Source organism: Enterobacter sp. JUb54 (genome assembly GCF_014298075.1).
Classification (GTDB): domain Bacteria; phylum Pseudomonadota; class Gammaproteobacteria; order Enterobacterales; family Enterobacteriaceae; genus Klebsiella; species Klebsiella lignicola.
This window is the reverse complement of sequence record NZ_CP060418.1, coordinates 924,146-944,255: the sequence shown is the minus strand read 5'-3', so window position 1 is coordinate 944,255 and position 20,110 is coordinate 924,146. Positions and strand designations below refer to the sequence as shown.

At 62.6% G+C, this 20,110-nt stretch carries 17 protein-coding genes and 1 pseudogene; 3 read left to right on the top strand and 15 right to left on the bottom strand.

Going from position 1 to position 20,110, the window contains the following annotated elements; genetic code table 11:
* Positions 1–109: 109 nt before the first annotated feature.
* Complete coding sequence (locus tag HF679_RS04230) at positions 110–2,272, top strand: TonB-dependent siderophore receptor (RefSeq protein ID WP_261802976.1); 2,163 nt, start codon at positions 110–112, stop codon at positions 2,270–2,272.
* 82 nt (positions 2,273–2,354) lie between these two features.
* Here HF679_RS04230 and HF679_RS04225 read toward each other — a convergent pair whose 3' ends face one another.
* The 7 genes and pseudogenes from HF679_RS04225 to HF679_RS04195 form a co-directional block, all read right to left on the bottom strand.
* Positions 2,355–3,143, bottom strand: a complete 789-nt coding sequence (locus tag HF679_RS04225) for an ABC transporter ATP-binding protein (RefSeq protein ID WP_123754666.1) — start codon at positions 3,141–3,143, stop codon at positions 2,355–2,357.
* Positions 3,137–4,132 carry an ABC transporter permease gene (locus HF679_RS04220; protein ID WP_187042637.1) on the bottom strand — a complete coding sequence of 332 codons (996 nt, stop codon included), beginning with the start codon at positions 4,130–4,132 and terminating at the stop codon, positions 3,137–3,139. The genes HF679_RS04225 and HF679_RS04220 overlap by 7 nt, the downstream gene beginning before the upstream one ends.
* Entirely contained in the window at positions 4,113–5,150 is a 1,038-nt protein-coding gene (locus HF679_RS04215; RefSeq protein ID WP_123754668.1) for an ABC transporter substrate-binding protein, read from the bottom strand. Before HF679_RS04215 ends, HF679_RS04220 begins: the two co-directional genes overlap by 20 nt.
* On the bottom strand, positions 5,147–6,121 hold the full coding sequence (locus tag HF679_RS04210) for an ABC transporter substrate-binding protein (protein ID WP_187042636.1): 975 nt from the start codon (positions 6,119–6,121) through the stop codon (positions 5,147–5,149). Before HF679_RS04210 ends, HF679_RS04215 begins: the two co-directional genes overlap by 4 nt.
* An 11-nt stretch (positions 6,122–6,132) precedes the next feature.
* Positions 6,133–7,296 carry an acyl-CoA dehydrogenase family protein gene (locus HF679_RS04205; protein ID WP_123754670.1) on the bottom strand — a complete coding sequence of 388 codons (1,164 nt, stop codon included), beginning with the start codon at positions 7,294–7,296 and terminating at the stop codon, positions 6,133–6,135.
* Positions 7,289–8,378 (bottom strand): annotated as a pseudogene (locus HF679_RS04200) (LLM class flavin-dependent oxidoreductase); the annotation flags it as partial. The gene HF679_RS04205 and the pseudogene HF679_RS04200, both read right to left, overlap by 8 nt.
* A 144-nt stretch (positions 8,379–8,522) precedes the next feature.
* Positions 8,523–9,416, bottom strand: coding sequence for a LysR family transcriptional regulator (locus HF679_RS04195; RefSeq protein ID WP_123754672.1), 894 nt, complete (start codon positions 9,414–9,416; stop codon positions 8,523–8,525).
* A 107-nt stretch (positions 9,417–9,523) separates the two neighbouring features.
* On the opposite strand from HF679_RS04195, the gene HF679_RS04190 reads away from it, so the two are divergent.
* Both HF679_RS04190 and HF679_RS04185 read left to right on the top strand, forming a co-directional pair.
* Positions 9,524–10,120, top strand: coding sequence for a cysteine dioxygenase (locus tag HF679_RS04190; RefSeq protein ID WP_123754673.1), 597 nt, complete (start codon positions 9,524–9,526; stop codon positions 10,118–10,120).
* Position 10,121: 1 nt separating this feature from the next.
* Positions 10,122–11,702 (top strand): rhodanese homology domain-containing protein, encoded by a 1,581-nt coding sequence (locus HF679_RS04185; RefSeq protein ID WP_123754674.1) that lies wholly within the window; start codon positions 10,122–10,124, stop codon positions 11,700–11,702.
* Between the two features lie 16 nt (positions 11,703–11,718).
* Here the strand turns inward: HF679_RS04185 and HF679_RS04180 are convergent, their stop codons facing one another.
* The 8 genes from HF679_RS04180 to HF679_RS04145 all read right to left on the bottom strand — a co-directional run bounded on the left by HF679_RS04180 (position 11,719) and on the right by HF679_RS04145 (position 20,106).
* Entirely contained in the window at positions 11,719–12,444 is a 726-nt protein-coding gene (locus HF679_RS04180; protein WP_187042635.1) for a polyphenol oxidase family protein, read from the bottom strand.
* A 114-nt stretch (positions 12,445–12,558) separates the two neighbouring features.
* Positions 12,559–13,755 carry a 3-(3-hydroxy-phenyl)propionate transporter MhpT gene (gene mhpT / locus HF679_RS04175; RefSeq protein WP_154145105.1) on the bottom strand — a complete coding sequence of 399 codons (1,197 nt, stop codon included), beginning with the start codon at positions 13,753–13,755 and terminating at the stop codon, positions 12,559–12,561.
* A gap of 71 nt (positions 13,756–13,826) precedes the next feature.
* A complete protein-coding gene (mhpE, locus tag HF679_RS04170; protein ID WP_123754677.1) occupies positions 13,827–14,843 on the bottom strand; it encodes a 4-hydroxy-2-oxovalerate aldolase in 1,017 nt (338 codons plus the stop codon).
* The gene (gene mhpF, locus HF679_RS04165; RefSeq protein WP_123754678.1) at positions 14,840–15,790 is read right to left on the bottom strand and encodes an acetaldehyde dehydrogenase; all 951 of its coding nucleotides are present in this window, start codon (positions 15,788–15,790) and stop codon (positions 14,840–14,842) included. The genes mhpE and mhpF overlap by 4 nt, the downstream gene beginning before the upstream one ends.
* Positions 15,787–16,602: a 2-keto-4-pentenoate hydratase gene (gene mhpD, locus HF679_RS04160; RefSeq protein ID WP_123754679.1), complete on the bottom strand. Its 816-nt coding sequence runs from the start codon at positions 16,600–16,602 to the stop codon at positions 15,787–15,789. Before mhpD ends, mhpF begins: the two co-directional genes overlap by 4 nt.
* A gap of 9 nt (positions 16,603–16,611) precedes the next feature.
* Positions 16,612–17,478 carry a 2-hydroxy-6-oxonona-2,4-dienedioate hydrolase gene (gene mhpC, locus HF679_RS04155; RefSeq protein ID WP_123754680.1) on the bottom strand — a complete coding sequence of 289 codons (867 nt, stop codon included), beginning with the start codon at positions 17,476–17,478 and terminating at the stop codon, positions 16,612–16,614.
* Between the two features lie 17 nt (positions 17,479–17,495).
* A complete protein-coding gene (gene mhpB / locus HF679_RS04150) occupies positions 17,496–18,440 on the bottom strand; it encodes a 2,3-dihydroxyphenylpropionate/2,3-dihydroxicinnamic acid 1,2-dioxygenase (protein WP_123754681.1) in 945 nt (314 codons plus the stop codon).
* Position 18,441: 1 nt separating this feature from the next.
* On the bottom strand, positions 18,442–20,106 hold the full coding sequence (locus HF679_RS04145) for a bifunctional 3-(3-hydroxy-phenyl)propionate/3-hydroxycinnamic acid hydroxylase (RefSeq protein WP_187042634.1): 1,665 nt from the start codon (positions 20,104–20,106) through the stop codon (positions 18,442–18,444).
* Between the last annotated feature and the right edge of the window lie 4 nt (positions 20,107–20,110).

The window sequence follows — 20,110 nt, the reverse complement described above, 5'->3', positions numbered from 1 at the left end:
TGCCTGAGCGCAAATTACCGCGAATAACGGGCAGATAATATTGTTAAGGGCAATGATTTAATTGGCTTTTCTGTCCGCAAAGGACAGATGCGTTCGCGAGAAACAGATAATGACTCAATCAACGATCCCTTTCACTACGCTGAAAGGGCGCGCGCTTTTTTCACTGATATTTTTAGGTTCCTTTGCCTCACCGGGATTAGTTGCAGCAGAAAACAGCAGCACCAGCGATAAAACCACCGCCGATGAAACCATCACCGTGGTGGCCGACAAGTCGCAGCAGCCGGCGACCAACGGCTATCAGCCGGTGACCAGTTCAACGGCGACGCTGACGTCGATGCCGCTAATGGATATTCCGCAGGTCGTGAATACCGTTAGCGACAAAGTGCTGGAAGACCAGCACGCGACCACCCTCGACGAGGCGTTGTATAACGTCGCCAACGTCGTTCAGACCAACACGCTGGGCGGCACCCAGGATGCCTTTACCCGCCGTGGTTTTGGCGCCAACCGCGACGGTTCGATCATGACCAACGGCCTGCGTACCGTCCTGCCGCGCAGCTTTACCGCCGCCACCGAGCGCGTCGAAGTGCTGAAAGGCCCGGCGTCGACGCTGTACGGTATTCTCGATCCCGGCGGATTAATTAACGTGGTGACGAAACGCCCGGAGCGCACCTTCGGCGGCTCTATCTCCGCGACCTCCACTAGCTTCGGCGGCGGAACCGGCCAGTTTGACGTCACCGGCCCTATCGAAGGGACCCGGCTGGCCTATCGCATCATCGGCGAATATCAACATGAAGATTACTGGCGCAACTTCGGCAAAGAGAAAAGCAGTTTTATCGCCCCTTCTCTGACCTGGTTTGGCGACAACGCGACGGTGAACGTCTCTTACTCGCACCGCGATTACAATACGCCGTTCGATCGCGGGACCATCTTCGATCTCAATACCGGCCATGCGGTGAACGTCGATCGCAAAACCCGTTTTGAAGAACCGTTTAACATCACCGATGGCTATTCCGACCTGGCGCAGCTGAATGCCGAATACCGTCTGAACGACGCCTGGACCGCCCGCTTTGACTACAGCTACAGCCAGGATCACTACAACGATAACCAGGCCCGGGTCACGGCCTACGATTCAGCGACCGGCGATCTGACCCGCCGCGTCGATGCGACCCACGGTTCGACGCAGAAAATGCACTCTACCCGGGCCGATCTGCAGGGCAACGTGGTGGTTGGCGGCTTTTATAACGAAGTACTCACCGGCGTCGCCTATGAGTATTACGATCTGCTGCGTACCGACATGATTCGCTGCAAAAACGTTAAAGGGTTCAATATCTACAACCCGGTGTACGGTACGGTCGGCACCTGTAACACCGTGTCGGCGTCCGATAGCGATCAGACCATCCAGCAGGAGAGTTACGCCGCCTACGTTCAGGACGCGCTGTATCTGACCGATAACTGGATTGCCGTCGCCGGGGTCCGCTATCAGTACTACACCCAGTATGCGGGTAAAGGTCGGCCGTTTAACGTCAACACCGACAGCCGCGATCAGAAATGGACGCCGAAGTTTGGCCTGGTCTATAAGCTGACGCCAAACGTGTCGCTGTTCGGCAACGTGGCCCAGTCGTTTATGCCGCAGTCGTCGATCGCCAGCTACATCGGCAACCTGCCGCCGGAAGAGTCCACATCCTATGAAGTCGGCGCGAAGTTTGACCTGTTAGACGGCATTACCGCCAATATCGCGCTGTTTGATATCCATAAACGCAACGTGATGTACACCGAAAGCGTCGGCGATGAGACTGTTGCCAAGACCGCAGGCAAAGTGCGTTCCCGTGGGGTTGAGGTGGATCTGGCCGGCGCGATCACCGACAACCTGAACGTTATCGCCAGCTACGGCTACACCGACGCCAAGGTGCTTGACGATCCGGACTACGCCGGCAAACCGCTGCCTAATGTGCCAAAACACACCGGTTCGCTGTTCCTGAGCTACGGCCTCCATAACGTCTACGACAGCAACACCCTGACCGTCGGCGGCGGCGGTCGCGCGGTGAGCAAGCGCTCGGGCACCAACGGCGCGGATTATTATCTGCAGGGCTACGCGGTGGCCGATGTCTTTGCCGCCTATAAGATGAAGCTACAGTACCCGGTCACCCTGCAGGTGAACGTGAAGAACCTGTTTGATAAGACCTACTACACCTCCTCCATCGCCACCAACAACCTGGGCAACCAGATCGGCGATCCGCGCGAAGTGCAGTTCACGGTGAAAATGGACTTCTGAGTCCGTCACCCTGTCCCGGACAGCGCCGCTGTGGATAATAAACGGCGGCCTGTCCGGGCCGTTTTTCCCCGCCCGCCTGACGCTACCAGTCCTCTTCCTGTCCAAGAATACGCAAAATATTCTGCCGGTATTCCAGCAGCTGCGGGTTATCGCGATGGCGTGGAAACGCCAGCGGCAACGTGAATTCCGCAATGATTCGCCCCGGTCGCGGCGACATCACCAGCACCCGTTCGCACAGCAGCAGCGCCTCTTCGATGTCGTGGGTCACCAGCAGGCTGGTGTATCCCTGCTGCTGCCACAGGCCAATCAGCTCGCGCTGCATGCTGATGCGGGTCAGCGAATCCAGCTTGCCGAGTGGCTCATCCAGCAGCAGCAGACGAGGCTCATTGAGCAGCGCCCGTGCCAGCGCGGCGCGCTGGGCCATGCCGCCGGAGAGCTGTCGCGGCCACGCCTCGCTGAAGCTCTGCAAGCCGATACGGGCAATCAGCGCATCGGCCTGGGCTTCCCAGCCCTTCTTGCCCTGGGCCTGCGGCCCGAGCAGCACGTTTTGCCGCACCGTCAGCCACGGGTAGAGCGTCGGGTCCTGAAACACCAGAATCCGCTCCGGCCCCGGTCCCGGCATCGGGGCGTTATCGATGCGGATCTGCCCCTCCTGCAACGGCTCCAGCCCCGCCAGCAGCCGCAGTAGCGTGGATTTCCCGCAGCCCGAAGGCCCGAGCAGCGCCACGCTCTCCCCGGCACGCAGCTGCAGGCTGATATTTTGCAGCACCGGTACCGGCTCTTTGCCGAGCGTAAAAGCATGCTGCAGATGATGGATCTCAACCGCCGCCCCTGATGCTGCCGCGGTCCGGGTCTGTGCCAGCGCTACCATTTCATTCCTCCTCGCTGCCATATCAGCAGTCGGTCGCGCACCAGAAAGAGGCCGCTAATCAGGCCAGAACATAGCAAGGCCATCACCAGCAGCGCGGCGTACATATTGGGATAGGCGGCCCAGCCCTGGGCCCACTGCAGATAGAAGCCGATCCCCGCTTTCACCCCCACCATTTCGGCGACGATCAGCACCGAAAACGATGCCCCTAGCCCCATAAACAGCCCAACGAAGACGTTCGGCAACGCCGCGGGGATCGCCACCCGCAGGATCAGAAAGCGCTGGCTGGCCCCCAGCGTCCGCGCCACGTCATACCAGGCTTTATCGATGCTCACCACTCCGGACCAGGTCAGTACGGTGACCGGAAACCAGGTGCTGAGGGCAATCAGAAACACGCTGGCGCCAAAGCTTGAGGGGAAGATAAACAGGCACAGCGGCAGCAGCGCGGTGGAGGGAACCGGCCCCAACAGGCGCAGCACCGGATGCAGCCAGTAGCCAATCCGCTGGGACCAGCCGATCGCCAGCCCGCTGATAAAACCGCAGGTGGTGCCGAGCAGCACCCCAAGGCTCAGCAGTCCCAGCGAGTGCAGCAGGCTCTCCAGCAGACGCGGCCAGTCATCCACCAGCACGCCAATCAGCGCCTGCGGCGGGGCAAAAAACGGCACCGGCAGAATCGTCGTTTTGGCGGTCAGCCACTCCCACAGGACAAACAGCAGCGGCAGCAGCGCCAGCCATTTACCGGCATGCAGCAGACGAGCGCCCCGCTGGCGCCAGTAGCGGTAGCTCAGCGCCAGCACCAGCAACCCGCCGGCGAGGCTGAACTGCATCAGCGCCCAGGTCTCGCTGTAGGGCCAGCGCCGCCCGGCATCCGGCCAGGCGAGGGTAAAGCCGCCTGCCGCCAGCCACAGCGCGGCGGCTAACCACCCTTCAGCCCACTGAGGATAACGCGCCCCGGCCAGCGGCAGCCGCCGTTCAGGCGAATACGTTGGCATAGATACTCTCCGCAAACTGATGAGGATCGGTCCCCGGTTTGATCACCTGCACCCGTTGCAGGTCGGTGACGTACTGGGTCAACTCGTTGACAAAGGCCTCCCCGACCGCGTGATGTCCATGGCCCTGGCCGTGAATAATGCCCGAGACTTCGGCTTCATCGGTATTTAAGGCATGGGCCATAAACGACTGGGCCACGCTTTCCGGATGGGCCGCCGCGTAGCTGTGCGCTTCGAGGATCGCCTGAGTCAGCGCCGCAGCCACCGGCCGGTGGTCGCGGGCCAGCGCCCCGCTCACCCCCAGCACACAGCAGCTGAGATTGGCGTAATCGCCGTTCATGTTGCTGGCGATCAGCTGATATTTGCCGCTTTGCAGCAGGCGGTAGCTGAACGGTTCGCTACCGCTGATGGCGGCGATCTCCTGTTTATCCAGCGCAATGCTGAGCAGGTCCGCCGGATAGACTTTCCACTGCACGTCGCTAATCGGGTCTATGCCGTGGCGCTTAAGCAAAATGGCGAAAAAGTTTTTGTCCGGCCCGGCCATATCGGTGACGCCAATGGTCTGACCCTTCAGGCTCGCGAGGCCGCCGAACGGCGAGTTTTTGGCGGTCAGCAGATTCAGGCAGCCGCCGTGGGTGCCGGCGGTCAGCTTGACGTCAAACCCTTGCTCCAGCGCCTTCAGCCAGCGCAACGCCATCCCGACCCCGGCATCGGCTTTACCGGTGGCAATCGCCTCCAGCAGCACGTCGGTCGAGTTGCCAAAGTTGACGAATTCCACGTCCAGATTGTATTTGCTGAAGAACTTCTGCTGTTCGGCAACCGCCACCGGGGCAAGACACACCGCACTCTTGTTGATCGCCAGCTTCAGCTTGTAGGGCTGGGCCAGGCGCAACGCGAGATTTTCACCGCTGTCGGCCATCGCCGCCATATCATGCGCCCACAGCGGTAACGCTGCCGCGGCCAGCGCGGTGCCGCCGGTCAGTTGTAAAAAACGACGGCGGGAAAGAAGGTGCTGGCTCATGGTGTGGCCTCCTGGGCGGCGGGAGCGTCCGGCAGCGTAAACGTCAGGTCAAAGGTCGGGGTGACGTCGAGCGTCGTGCGGATCAGGCCATTGGCCTGGTAAAAATCGGCGGTCGACTGCTGCTGTTCCACGGTGCGGGAGTCCAGACGCTGCCACTGCGACTGACGGTTGGCAAACTGCGCCCGGGCAATTTCCGGCGGGAAACGAATGATCTCCCCGAGCGTTTTGCCATAGCTGTCGAGGTTGGCGTAAGCCCAGCGTTCCGCCCCGGCCAGACGGGTCAGATAATCCTGCAGCGCCGCCCGCTTCGCCGGGTCCTTTAGGCTCTCGTCGGTGGCCGCCAGGAAGGTATTGCCCGGCAGCAGCCCTTTGCCGCTGACCAGGAACTGCCCCTCGCCGGTTTTCACCAGTTGGGTGGTATAGGGCTCCCAGGTCGCCCAGGCGTCCACCGACCCGTTAAGGAGCGCCACCTTGGCATCCACCGGACCGAGGAAGACCCACTGCACGTCCTTCGGCGAAATCCCGGCCTGCTGCAACGCTTTCAACGCCACAAAGTGGCCAATCGACCCTTTGCCGGTGGCAATGCGCTTGCCTTTTAACGCCGCGGCGTCCTTCAGCGGGCTGCCGGGAGATACCAGCACGGCGGTGCCCGCCGGGTTGCTTTTATCTACGGCAATGGCTTTTACCGGCGCCCCGTTGGCGAGGGCGAACAGCAGCGGCGCATCGCCAATAATCCCGGCATCCACCGCGCCGGCATTGAGGGCTTCCGCCAGCGGCGCGGCGGCCGGGAACTCGGCCCATTTGATGTCATAGTTAAGGTTTTGCAGCGCATTGGCTGCTTCAAGCTGCGAGCGCATGCCGCCTTTCTGGTCGGCGATGCGCAAGGTGACGCGTTCCTGCGCCGCCGCGTAGCCGCTGAGCGCCAGCAGCATCAACGCCCCGGCGATGCGGGTGAGAGTGGGTGTGGCCATAGACATTATCCTTATAAGTGAAAAGCGTGTTGACCTGCCGCCAGCCATGCGCTGTCGTTCTGCGGCGTATGCACCCGTGCGCACAGCACGTTGCGATAGTGACGTTCCAGAGGGTGTTGCCGACTCAGGCCATGATTGCCGGTCAGTTCCAGCGCCAGCGCGACCGCCTGAATGGCGTTTTCAGTGATGGTGACCTTCGCCAGACCGGCCTCGCTGGTGGTGAATGCCAGCCCGGCCGCTTGCTGAAGCAGGCAGCGGTTGGTCAGCAGCCCGCTCTCTATCTGGCCGACTTTTTCCTGCACTCTCGGCAGCGTGGCGAGCGGTTTACCGAGATTGGCCGGCGTGCGCGAACGCAGCCAGCCCAGCAGCCAGTCGCGCGCCGCGTGGGCCACGCTGTCATAGATGGCCGCCAGTAAGGCGGTCTGACGATTGGCAAACCGCCGGACGCTTTCGGCATCCGTGGCGGGGGGGGCGCTTAGCGGCCAGATATCCACCGCATGGTCCCGGGGGATCACCACATCGTTGAGCACCACTTCATGGCTGCCGGTGGCGCGCATGCCGGCGTGGTCCCAGCTTTTGATAATAGTGACACCGTCACTATTTTTCGGTACCAGCCAGGTGCCCACCAGCGGCTCGGCATCGTCGCTGCGCGCCCAGATAGCCAGCCAGCTCAGCCCTTCGATGCCGGTGGTATACAGTTTGTGTCCGTTCAACCGCCAGCCGTCGGCGGTGCGTTCGGCAACGGTCTGCGGCAGTCCGCCGCGTGCCGGCGAGCCCAGTTCCGGCTCCACCCGCAGGCTGTTGATAAGCCCTCCCTGTTCCACCGCATCGCGATAGACCTGCCGGCGCAGCGGTTCCGCCCAGCCGTCGTTTTCCGCCAGCCGCAGATGGTGGATATACTGCATGCAGACAATCAACGCGGTCGCCGGTTCGCCCCACGCGATGGCGGCGATCGCCTGCTGCAGACGCGGTAAATCAGCGCCCGCCCCGCCATACTGCACCGGCGTCGCGAGGCTCAGAAAACCGGCCTGCTGCAGCTGTGCCAGCGGCCCTGCGGGAAAGTCGCCGCTGTGATCAAGGGCCGCCGCCTGCTCCGCTATCTGCTGGCGAATGGTGGTCAGCTGCTGCGCCCAGTCGCCCGTCGGCTGGGCTGACGATAGGCCTGCAAGGGTCACGATGCGCGCTCCTGCAGGGCACGCTGCGCAGCTTTCTCCCGGGTAATCGGCAGTAACGCTTTGCCATATTGCTGGGCATCATTGAGAGGGTCGAAACCGCGGATCAGGAAGTTGCGGACCCCGAGGTCGTAGTACTCCAGCAGCGCATCGGCGACCTGCTCCGGGGTGCCGACCAGCGCCGTCGAGTTATGCCCGCCGCCGACCAGTTTCGCGATCCCGGTCCACAGCCGCGTATCCACGACATTGCCCTGGGCTGCGGTGGCCCGCAGACGTTGCGCCCCCACGCTGTCAGGTTTGGCTTTAAAGCCGTTGCCCGCCTGCGCCGCCTGCTGGGTGGCGACGTGCAAAATGTGTTCGGCCTTCTCCCAGGCCTCGGCTTCGGTATCGGCGACGATCGGTCGGAAAGAGACGCTGAAATCAATCTCGCGCTGGTGGCTGGCCGCTTCGGCCCGCACCCGACGGATTGTCTCTTCCGTTTGCGCTAACGACTCGCCCCACAGGGCAAAGACGTTGGCGTGCTTACCGGCGACCCGCAGCGCGGCTTCGGAGGAACCGCCAAAATAGATGGGAATATGCGGTTTTTGCAGCGGGCGGATCGCCGACCACGCCTGCTGCGCCTGATAATAGTCGTTGGCGATATCCACGGGCTGCTCGGCGGTCCAGATTTGACGCACCGTCTCGAGGAAGGCATCCGTCCGGGCGTAGCGCTGGTCATGATCGAGATAGTCGCCGTCCCGGCGCTGTTCGGCATCGTTGCCGCCGCTGATGATATGCACCGCCAGGCGCCCGCCAAGCAGGTGTTCGAGGGTGGCAAATTTACGGGCGGCGACTGTCGGCGAGACAAACCCCGGACGGTGGGCCAGCAGGTAGCCAATCTTCTGCGTCGACAGGCCCGCCAGCGCGGTCACCAGGAAGCCGTCTGGTTGATCGGACCAATGGCCGACCAGCAGACGATCGAACCCGGCGGCTTCGTGAGTTTGCGCAAAGCGCACGATATAATCGCGGTCAAAGATGGGGCCGACCGGGGCGATGGTTTCGGATGAGAGGCGATGACCAATCATGCCGAGAAACTGAATGCTCATAACTGAACTCCTGGTGTCGGGATAACGGTTGGCCGCAGCGGCGGCACCTGTCGTTACCCTATACACCGGCATTCAATGAGCAAAATGCATTTTTATCATATCTTAATATGCAAAATAGGCATTTAACTACTTTCCTGCATATTTTCAGTCAGATAGCTGTAGCTGCTGCGCCACTTTTCCGGCAAAAAAAGTGAAGGGCTGCTGCAGATTGACCAGGTTGTGCGCGTTGACCTGCCACAGCGACACCGCCGGCTGAAAATCTTCCAGCGTCAACACCACCACCTCCTCGCGCCACGGGCTGGCTGCCAGCGCCGCCCGCGGCACCAGACCGAGTCCCTGCCCCTGGGCAACCAGGCCAATTTGCAGCCGGGCGCCCGCGGTTTCGACATTCAGCTGCAGCCGCAGCCCCTGAGCCTGCAGTTCGCGGATCAGCCCCGCCCGCAGCCCGCAGCCATCGGGGTTGAGCACCCAGCCCTGAGCCGCACAATCCCGCAGCTCCGTCGCCCGCAGGCGCAGGCTTTTCGCGGCAATCACCACGATATCCAGCGGGCACAGCAGTCGCCCGCTGTAGCCGTCGGCAAACGTCTGCTGCGCCGGGCCCATCGCCAGCATACCGTCGAGCTCGACGCTCTCCAGCCGCTTTTGCAGCAGCCCGCTCCAGCCGCAGGTGACCTGGGGTTGCAGCTGTGGAAACTGCTGACGTAGCGCCAGCAGCGCCGGCTGGAGCGCGATCTCCGCCACGCTCTGCGGCACCCCAAGGCGCAAGATACCGTGCGGCTCCGCCTCCGGGTCGAGCAATCCGTACAGTTTTTTGGTCTCTCGCTTGATGCTCAGGCACTGCTCGTAGACCCGATGGCCGGTGGCGGTCAGCGTCAGCGGCCGGGTCTGGCGCTCCAGCAAGGTGACATCCAGCGTCTGCTCCAGACGCTGCAGCCGACGGGTGATGGCCGACTGGGTGATCCCCAGATAGTCCGCCGCCTGATTGAGGGAGGAAAACTGGACCGTTGCCAGCAGTGCGTCAATGTCGTCGATGCGCATAGAATCCTTAATGTGATTTTTGCATATTAATATATGCGTAAATTGCATTTAAATAATATTAACGCCTTTGTTAGCGTAATGACCAGTCCCTCTGACAGGAACCGCTCATGACCGCACCACGACTGGAAAAATTACGTCATTTTATTCAAGAGGTTGATGCTCTGCATCGCGAGTTCAGCCTCCCCTCGCCGCTGCTCGACGCGGTAGCGCAGCGTCTGGCGCTGCTGGTAAAACACGACGACTGGCTACCGGAAGAGTACAGCCTGCCGCATCCTCATCACTATCAACAATACCTGCTGTACGCCGATGCCGGGCAACGCTTTTCGATCGTCAGTTTTGTCTGGGGACCGGGGCAGTCAACGCCGATTCACGATCACCGGGTGTGGGGCGCCATCGGCATGCTGCGCGGCGCCGAGGAAAACCAACGCTATCGCCTGGATGACGCGGGGCTGCCGGTGGTGGACGGGATTGCCGCGCGCCTCTCCCCCGGCGAAGTCGAAAAAGTCTCTGCCGAGGACGGGGATATTCACCGGGTCAGCAATGCCCTTGCCGACGGGGTGTCCATCAGCATCCATGTCTACGGCGGCAATATCGGCGCCGTGAAACGGGCCGTGTACACCCCGGAAGGCCTCGTCAAACCGTTTATCTCTGGTTACTCCAATCGCCACCTTCCCAATCTTTGGGATTTTTCGAAGGATAATTAATATGCCCGTTTATCTGTATCGCCAGGCCGCGGAAGTGCGCCAGGCCCTGCTCGACCACCGTGAAGTGGCGTTGATTGATGTGCGTGAAGAGGCCGATTTCGCCGACGCGCACCCGCTGTTCGCCGCCAACCTGCCGCTGAGCAAGCTGGAACTGGAGATCCACCGTCGGGTGCCGCGCCTGACTACCCCGATCACCGTTTACGATAACGGCGAAGGTCTTGCTGCAACGGCGTACCAACGCCTGCGTGAGTGGGGGTATCAGGACGTGGCGTTACTGGAGGGCGGCCTGAGCGGCTGGCAGCGCAGCGGCGGCGAGCTGTTCCAGGATGTGAACTCCGCCAGTAAAGCCTTCGGCGAACTGGTAGAGAGCAGGCGCCATACCCCTTCGCTCACCGCCGAGGCGCTGAACGCGTTGATCGATGCCCGGGAGCCGCTGTTAATCGTTGATGCCCGGCGCTTCGATGAGTATCACACCATGAGCATTCCCGGCAGCATCAGCGTTCCGGGGGGCGAGCTGGCGCTGCGCATTGAGGGTCTGGTGAACTCAGCCCAGACGCCGATCGTGGTCAACTGCGCGGGCCGGACCCGCAGCATTATCGGCGCCCAGTCGTTAATCAACGCCGGCCTGCGCAACCCGGTCTACGCCCTGCGTAACGGCACCATCGGCTGGACCCTGGCCGGGCTGCCCCTCGAACACGACCAGCAGCGCCGCTATGCCAACGAAACGCTGGCCTCAAGCGCCCGCCTGCAGCAGGCTAACCAGCTGGCGCAACGCGCCGGTGTGACCTTCATCGATCTCCCGACGCTCCAGCGCTGGCAGCAGCAGCCGGATCGCACCACCTACCTGTTCGACGTTCGCAGCCCCCAGGAGTATGCCGATGGTCATCTGCCGGGCAGCCTCAGCGCCCCTGGCGGCCAGCTGGTACAGGAGACCGATCACCACGCCAGCGTTCGCGGGGCGCGGATTGTGCTACTGGATGATGACGGCGTGCGCGCCGCGATGAGCGCCTCGTGGCTGGCGCAGATGGGTTGGGAAACCGCGGTTCTGCATGGCCTGACCGCCGCCCACTTTAGCGAACGCGGCGTGCCGGCCGCCAGCGTGCCGCCGGCGCCGCAGGCGGATGAGATCGACGACGAGCAGCTGGCGGCGCAGCTGCTGACGCCGGGCACGGTGGTGCTCGACTTCACCACCAGCGCCAACTACGTGGCGCGGCATATCCCGGGGGCTTACTGGCTGGTACGGTCGCAGCTGAAACAGGCGCTGGAGACCATCCCGCCCGCCAGTCGCTACGTGCTGACCTGCGGCAGCAGCCTGCTGGCACGTTACGCCGTCACCGAGGTAGCGGCGTTGACCGGCAAACCGGTGCAGGTGCTGCGCGGCGGAACCAGCGCGTGGATTGCCGCCGGACGCCCGCTGGAACAGGGTGAAAGCGGCCTCGCCACCCCGCGTCGCGACCGCTATCGTCGGCCCTATGAAGGCACGGATAACCCCCGCGAAGCGATGGTGGCCTATCTGGAGTGGGAGTATGGCCTCGTCGACCAGCTGGCACGCGATGGCACCCACGGGTTTACGGTGATCTAAGCCAGCATCCGGGGCATCAGGCGTCGCGCATAATCCACGAGTACTGGAAGGTTTTCTGGGCCGGGAAGTGGGTGCGACGCCGGAACGATCCCAGGGATTGCGGCGTGCAGTAGGTGCAGCTCCCCAGCCATTCGACGTTGCGCTCGGGCACGCCGGCGTGGTCGAGCAGTAGCTGGCCGAACGCCCGCAGATCGAACCACTGATTATCCGGCCCCGTGCCGCGGGCTTGCGCAGCGCCAATGGCGTGCTCATCCCGCGGCGCAAACAGCCGCTCCCGGTGCCGGCTGGCCAGTTCGCCAGCCGGCGTTGCCAGAAGCTGCGGATAAAAATCCGGAGTCACTTCATAGCAGCAGGCCTGAATATGCGGCCCGATCGCTACCACCACCTCTTCCGGCGCCACGCCCTGTTGCGCAAAGCAGGCAAGGCTATTGGCGATAATGCCGTTTGCCGCACCGCGCCAGCCGGCGTGGACGCTACAGACGAAGCGCCCGTCGCGGGAGGCCATCAGCATCGGCAGGCAGTCCGCCGTCACCACCCCGACCTTTTGCCCACCGCATTCGGTGAAGACCGCATCGGCGTGCGGACGTTCCGCCAACGGCGCCTGGTAGTGATGCACCACATTGCCATGCACCAGCTTCACCGGCGCCATCTCGTGATAGGGAAAGGCGGCGGTTTCATGGACGTCGAGGAAGGCATAGCGGATGCCGGGAATATCGCTCAGTAAACGGGAGTGAAAGGACATGGCGGCAGAGAGTATCGATGGAGGATGATTTACCCTAGGTCAAAGTCTGCCGCAACGCAAGATGCAAACCAGGTAATGCCGGCCCGCCAGCAGGTGCCGGGCCGGGTAGATGGTTCAGGCGAGCGACTGACGCCGTTGGCGGTTCATCAGCCAGAATACCGCCACACCAGCCAGCAGGATCCCCGGCGCGGAGGCGGCCATCACCCCCACGGTGCCGGTCCCCAGGGCCAGCATTTTGCCGGCCAGCAGCGGGCCGCTCATCGCCCCAAGCCGCCCGACCGCCACCGCGGTGCCGACGCCGGTGGCGCGAATTTCAGTGCGATAGAACAGGGGCGCCAGGGCATACAGCACGCTTTGTCCCCCGGTGGCAAACAGCCCGGCAACAAAACCGGAGATCAACATCGCGGTCAGGGTGGATGCGCTGCCGAGCGCCAGCAACGACGCCAGCATGCCGCTGTAGATAAGCAACGACATCAGTAGCGGGCTGAGCTTGTCCATCAACGCCCCCAGCAGCAAGGTGCCGAAGGCCGCCCCCAGCTGCAGCACAAACATCACGCCAGCCGCCTGGCTGCCGCTGAACCCCTGCTCAACCAGCAACATCGGCAGCCAGTTGATCAGCATGTAGACCACCAGCAAGGTGAAGAAATAGCACAGCCACAGCAGCAAGGTCGCGGAAGCGTTGCCGGGTGCCAGCAGCGTGCGCAGCGGTGCCGGTTGCGCGCCGGTGTGAAAAACGGCGGATTCCGGCAGCCAGCGCACCAGCATCGGCACCAGCAGCAGCGGCACCACGCCGCCGACCCAAAATACCGTCTGCCAGGCCGACGCCAGCCCCGAGAAGCCCAGCGCCGCCGCCAGCGCGGCGCCAATCGGTACGCCGCAGTACATCAGGCTCACGGCGGTACCGCGAAAACGCGGCCCGGCGGCTTCTGAGGTTAAGGCGATGAGATTTGGCAGCGCTGCCCCCAGCCCTACGCCGGTCATCAGGCGGGCCAGCAACAGCGTCGGGAAGCTCCACGCCAGCGCGGTGGCGATTGAAAACAGGCCAAACAGCATCACCGAGACAATCAGCACCCGCTTGCGGCCATGGCGGTCGGCGAGCATCCCGCCCACCAGCGCGCCGGGCAGCAGGCCGAGGATCCCGGCGCTGAAAATCCAGCCCATCTGCATTTTATCCAGCGAGAACGCCTGGGCCATGCCGACGGCGGCAATCCCGGCGGCCTGCAAATCCAGCCCCTCCATCAGAGCAACCATAAAACAAAGCCCGATGGTTAACACCAGGCGTGAAGCCGATCCAGAGGTCGTTGTGGTCATAAGAGTACCTGTGCGATAGGAGTAACAGAGCAGGTGAATGGCGGCTGATACGTTGCCAGCCGCCTGTTGTTTTATTTCGCGCGGTTCAGCAGATCCAACGCCACATCGACGATCATATCCTCCTGACCGCCCACCATCCGGCGCTTGCCCAGCTCAACGAGAATATCTACCGCGCTGAGGCCGTAACGCGCCGCGGCCACTTCGCTATGGCGCAGGAAACTGGAGTAGACGCCGGCATAACCCAGCGCCAGGGTTTCGCGATCGACCCGCACCGGGCGATCCTGCAGCGGGCGCACCAGCTCATCGGCGGCGTTCATCAGGGCGTACAGATCGGTGCCGTGATCCCAGCCGAGCTTGTCCGCTGCGGCAATAAAGACCTCCAGCGGCGCGTTCCCGGCGCCGGCCCCCATCCCGGCGAGGCTGGCGTCGATACGATCGCAGCCCTCTTCCACAGCGGCCAGCGAGTTCGCCACCCCGAGGCTCAGGTTATGGTGCGCGTGGATCCCGGTCAGGGTTTCCGGCTTCAGCTCCGCCTTCAGGGCGCGGAAGCGATCGCGAATGTCGTTCATGTTCATCGCCCCGCCGGAATCAACGACGTAGATGCAGGTGGCGCCGTAGGACTCCATCTTTTTCGCCTGCTGCGCCAGCTGTTCCGCGCTGGTCATGTGGCTCATCATCAAAAAGCCGACGGTATCCATGCCCAGCTCGCGGGCAAAGGCGATGTGCTGCGCGGAAACATCGGCTTCCGTACAGTGGGTCGCGACGCGTACCACCCGCGCCCCCGCCTGATAGGCCTGTTTCAGGTCGTGCAGGGTGCCGATCCCCGGCAGCAGCAGCGTGGCGATTTTGGCCTGCGACACCGATTCCGCCGCCGCCTCAATCCATTCGATATCGCTGTGGGCGCCGAAGCCGTAGTTAAAGCTCGACCCTTGCAGGCCATCGCCGTGGGCCACTTCGATAGAATCGACGCCGGCCTGATCCAGCGCACGAGCAATCTGGCGTACGTTATCCAACGAATACTGATGACGGATGGCGTGCATCCCGTCGCGTAAGGTCACGTCCGAGATATAAAGTTTCTTACCGTTCATGCGTTGTCTCCCGCCGCGTCGTTCATTGACTGGGCCATTTTCTCCGCCGTTGCCAGCGCCGCCGAGGTCATAATATCGAGGTTACCGGCGTAGGATGGCAGGTAGTGGGCGGCCCCTTCGACCTCCAGATAGACCGAGGTTTTCAAGCCCGAGAAGCGGCCGATGCCCGGCAGGTTGACCGGGTTATCTTGCGCAATCACCTCAAACTGCACCCGTTGCTTCAGGCGGTAGCCCGGCACGTAGGCCTGTACCGCTGCCGCCATGTCGTTGATCGACGCTTCGATCGCGTCCTGCGATGCCGCCTCGCTAAGGACATACACCGTGTCGCGCATCATCAGCGGCGGCTCTGCCGGGTTGAGGACGATAATCGCCTTGCCCTTCGCCGCCCCGCCGACTTGTTCAATCGCCTGGGAGGTGGTTTCGGTAAATTCGTCGATGTTGGCGCGGGTGCCCGGCCCCGCCGATTTACTGGCGATGGAGGCGATAATTTCCGCGTAGTGAACCTTCGCCACCCGTGAGACAGCCGCCACCATCGGGATAGTGGCCTGCCCGCCGCAGGTCACCATATTGACGTTGTGCTGGTCGAGGTTATCCGCCAGGTTAACCACCGGCACGCAGTACGGGCCGATTGCCGCCGGAGTCAGGTCGATGCAGCGGATCCCTGGTTTCGCCTCGCGCAGCGCGGCGTCGTTTTTGATGTGCGCGCCGGCACTGGTGGCATCAAAGACAAAATCGATATCGGCGAATTCCGCCATCTGCATTAACCCGCCCACGCCTTCGTGGGTCGTCGCGACGCCCATCCGGCGGGCCCGCGCCAGGCCATCAGATTGCGGGTCGATACCGACCATCACCGCCATCTCGAGGTGCTGCCCGTGACGCAGGATCTTAATCATCAGGTCGGTACCGATATTGCCGGAGCCGACGACCGCCACTTTACGTTTACTCATGCCACCTCTCCTTTATCTACCGCGTCGGTCGCCACAAAAGTGGCGGCAACCGAACCAATACCTGCAATGTGCGCCTCGAAGCGATCGCCTTCGTTAATCGCCACCATCGGCCCCAGCGCCCCGGTCAGCACGATATCGCCGGCGCGCAGCGGCTCCCCAAGAGTGGCCATTTTGCGTGCCAGCCACACCGCGGCATTCAGCGGATGGCCGAGGCATTCACTGCCGAGTCCGCGCGAGACCTCTTCCTGATTACGGGTCAGGCTCATGGTGCAGTTTTTCAGATCCAGCCCCGCCGGATGCCGGGCCGGACCGCCGAGGACATACACGCCGCAGGAGGCGTTATCCGCCACGGTATCGACAAAGCCTATCGACCAGTCGCGGATCCGGCTGCCGACCACTTCCAGCGCCGGAAGCACCCACTCAATGGCGGCATACAGCTCATCGAAGGTGGTATCGACGTGGGGCAAATCCTGTTTCAGCACCAGCGCAATTTCCGCTTCCACCTTCGGCTGGAGCACCCGGGAAAACGGCACCAGGGCGTTATCGCCATAACACATATCGGCAAACAGCGTGCCGAAGTCGGGCTGATCGACCCCCAGCTGCTGCTGCACTTTCGGGTGGGTCAGGCCCACTTTGCGCCCGACGATCCGCCGCCCGTGGGCGACGTGGTGCTCGACGTTGAGGCGCTGGATAGCGTAGGCAGCGTCGGCGTTATCCACGCCAATCAGCTCGCGCAGCGGCTCAATGGCCTGGCCGTGAGTCTCGGCATCGCGCAGTCGTTGCGCCAGTTGTTCGAGAGAAAATGTGCTCATTGCGGCTCCTTATTGGCGCGCCAGGAAATCCAGCACCAGCTGGTTGAAACTGTCGGCGTGTTCCCACTGCGCCCAGTGGCCGCAGTCGCGATAGATATGCAGTTCGGCACCGTTGATCCCGGAGAGCAGACGCAGGGCGGCATCCATCGGGACGAAGCGATCGTTGCGCCCCCAGACGATCAGGGTCTGAGCGGCGATCTCGCCCAGCCGTGGGCCAAAGTCCGGGAACTGCTTCGGGTTAGCCTCAAGGCTTTTCACAAAGCTTTCGAGGTGATCCCGGCGCGACAGCATGTTGTTCAGCCGCGCTTCAAACAGCGCTTCGGTCAGATCGCGGGTGTCGAAGACGAAGATGTTCATCATGCGCTTCAGGTTTTCGATGGTCGGTTCACGATACAGCGCATTCAGGAGCTTGATCCCTTCGGTCGGCATCGGCGTGAACAGGCTCATGCCGCCGGTTCCGCCGCCCATCAGCACCAGTTTGCCGACGCGCTCCGGCCAGCTCAGGGTGAAGGCCACCGCGCTGTGCCCGCCCATCGAGTTCCCCAGCAGATGGACCTTGTCGATCCCTAACTGATCGACAACCTGCTTGAGGATCCGCGCGTTGAGGTCAGAGCGGGAACCGGTGTTGACGATAGTGTCGCTTTTCCCCCAGCCGGGGCAGTCCAGCAGCAGCACGCGGTAGCCTGCGGCCACCAGCGGGTCGATATTGCGGCTAAAGTTAGCCCAGCCGGTGGCGCCCGGTCCTGAACCGTGCAGCAGCACGACGGTTTCAGCGCCGTGGCCACAGTCGTTAAGGTGAACGCGCAGCGTACTTCCGCCTTCTTCGACGGTCAGAAAACGGCTGGTTGCGGCTTCGGTCTGCGGTTGATAAGTCATATTTCTCTCCTGATGATTCAGTTCCGGGGGGTGGCGCTCAGTGAGCCAAATCCGGCAATCCATTCCGGTATCGGCCGGTAGTAGCGCCCTTCGCAGCGCCAGTCGCCAAACGCGGACAGCGCCGCAAAGGCCGCCACCCAGGTTTTAATTTCGTGGGTTGATTTGCCGGCCATCGCCGACAGTTCGTCATTGCTGACGGCGTCCAGCTCCGTCAGCCGTCCCTGCTCCAGCAGGCTCATAAAGCGGTTGTCCCAGATCGGGTTCAGCGGATAGAGCGAGTTCTGATCGTCAACGAACTGCTTCGCGGCGCTGATCACCCGATGCTGGCGCCGTTCACGCTCTTCCGGCGGCAGCTGCCTGCCGCTGCCGAGCAGGCGATCGCGCATATGGGCATCGGCCTTCGCCAGCTCCGGCACCGGCGGCTGGTGCGACAGACCGCCGGATCCCAGAATCAGCACCCGTTTGTTGAGGGTGGTGAGGAACTGCCCCATCGCCTCGCCCATCATGCGGGTGCGCTGGAATCCCGGCAGCGGCGTGGCAACGCCGTTAATAAACACCGGTAGCACCGGCACGTTATCGAGTCCGCCGAGCAGGAACTCCAGCGGCTGTGCGAAGCCGTGATCCACCTGCATGCAGTAGGAGACTGCGAGGTCGATGCCGCTTTTCATCACTGAATGCGCGCAGGCTTCCGCCAGCGCCGCCGGCACCGGTAAGGTCCCGCTGGCGCTGGAGAAATCGCCGATCGATGTTGCACCAACCCCTAAGCAAAACGGCGGCATCACATCGTAGAAAAAACCGTTGTAGTGGTCGGGGGCAAACAGCACCACCAGTTCAGGGTTGAACGCGGCGATCCGCGCCCGGGCCGCGGCGATCACGCCGTTCACTTCGTCGAGTACCGCCGGTTCCGGGTCAACATAGCCCACCAGCGGGGTGTGAGAGAGACAGTGCAAATAGGCATTCATATCAGGCCACCTTGTTGATAGCAGCGGCGTCACCGACCGGCGCCAGACTCATTTTGCTTGCCAGACGGTCCAGCATTCCGCCGAGGGTTTGCGGGATAGCCACCGTCGCCACGAAACGGTCAGGCCGCACCACCGCGATGGCGGTGTCGTATTCAGCAAACCAGCTTTTCAGGCGGTTTTGCGTGTCGCCGACGCGCAGCACTCCGGCGAAATTATCCTGCTGGCGGTGAATCTGGACCTCCGGCACCACCTGGATAAAGCGCACCCCGACCGCATTCCACTGGGCGATCTGCTCGCGATTCAGCCCCCATTGCGGGTTACAGCCCCAGGCGATAATCGCGAAACGGGCGCCGAGGACCTCATCCAGCAAGGTGACCGTGCCGTCTTCCAGCGTCACTTTTGGCTGGATGAACATTTTCCCCACCGGCGAGGTCTGGCTTGCGCCTTCCGTCAGCAGCGCCCCGTCGCGGTACTGCGGCATCGGCTTAAAGCGCATTTCAAGGAAGTAACGCTTCACCGGCGGAACGTAATTCAGCAGCCAGGTGATCCCATCGCGCAGGGTGCCGTGCCAGCGTTTTGGCGGCGCCAGCACGTTGCCGGCGGTGACCGAGAGGTCAATCATCGCTTTGGCATGGTCGCGTCGCTCCTGCTGATAGCTGTCGAGTAAGCCGCTCCCCGCCTTGCCGTTGACCACCAGCGCCAGTTTCCAGGCGAGGTTAAAGGCATCGCGCATCCCGCTGTTGTAGCCCTGCCCCTGCCACACCGGCATGATGTGCGCGGCATCGCCCGCCAGCAGGATACGGTCCACCCGGAAGCGTTCGGCGATACGGGCGTTATGGGTGTAGACGCGCTGGCGGATCAGTTCGACGTTGTCCGGGTCCGGCAGCACTTTGCTCAGCAAGTTGCGCATATTCTGCGGTTCGCTCAACTGTGCTTCGGTTTCGCCCGGCATCACCATAAATTCGAAGCGGCGCACGCCGTGCGGCAACGCCGCCGAAACATACGGGCGTACCGGGTCGCAGCACAGATAGACGTGCGGCGTCGCCAGCGGATCGTTGGCAATATCAATGACGATCCACTGGTTGTGAGCGGTTTTGCCTTCAAAGGGGATATTTAAGCTGCGGCGAATCAGGCTTCCGCCGCCGTCGCAGGCCACCAGCCAGTCGGCCTGAACCGTTTCGCGCTCGCCTTCCGGCCCTTTCAGATTTAGGGTCACCGCCTGCGCCGACTGGCTGAAGGCTTCGACTTCGCGGGAAAACAGGCAGCGCACGTGGGGAAAGCGTTGCAGCCCTTCGTACATCATCGCATCGACCTGCGGCTGAATAAAGGCGTTACGTCGTGGCCAGCCAAACTCGTCGGTCATCGGCTGGATATCGGCGAAGCAGCGGCCTTTCGGCGTCAGAAAACGCATCGCGTGCCACGGGGTAGTATGCGGCAGCACGTTCTCCACCAGCCCGATGCCCTGCATCGCCCGCAGCGATTCGTCATCAATACCGATGGCGCGTGGGTAATCAATCAGCTTATCGAGCTTTTCGACTACCAACACGCTGACCCCCATCTGGCCAAGGTAGTTGGCCATCATCAGGCCGACCGGACCCGCGCCGGCGATGACCACCTGGGCGGTGTGCTGTACAGCAGGTTGAATATCCGGATTTGATGTTGTCATTTCA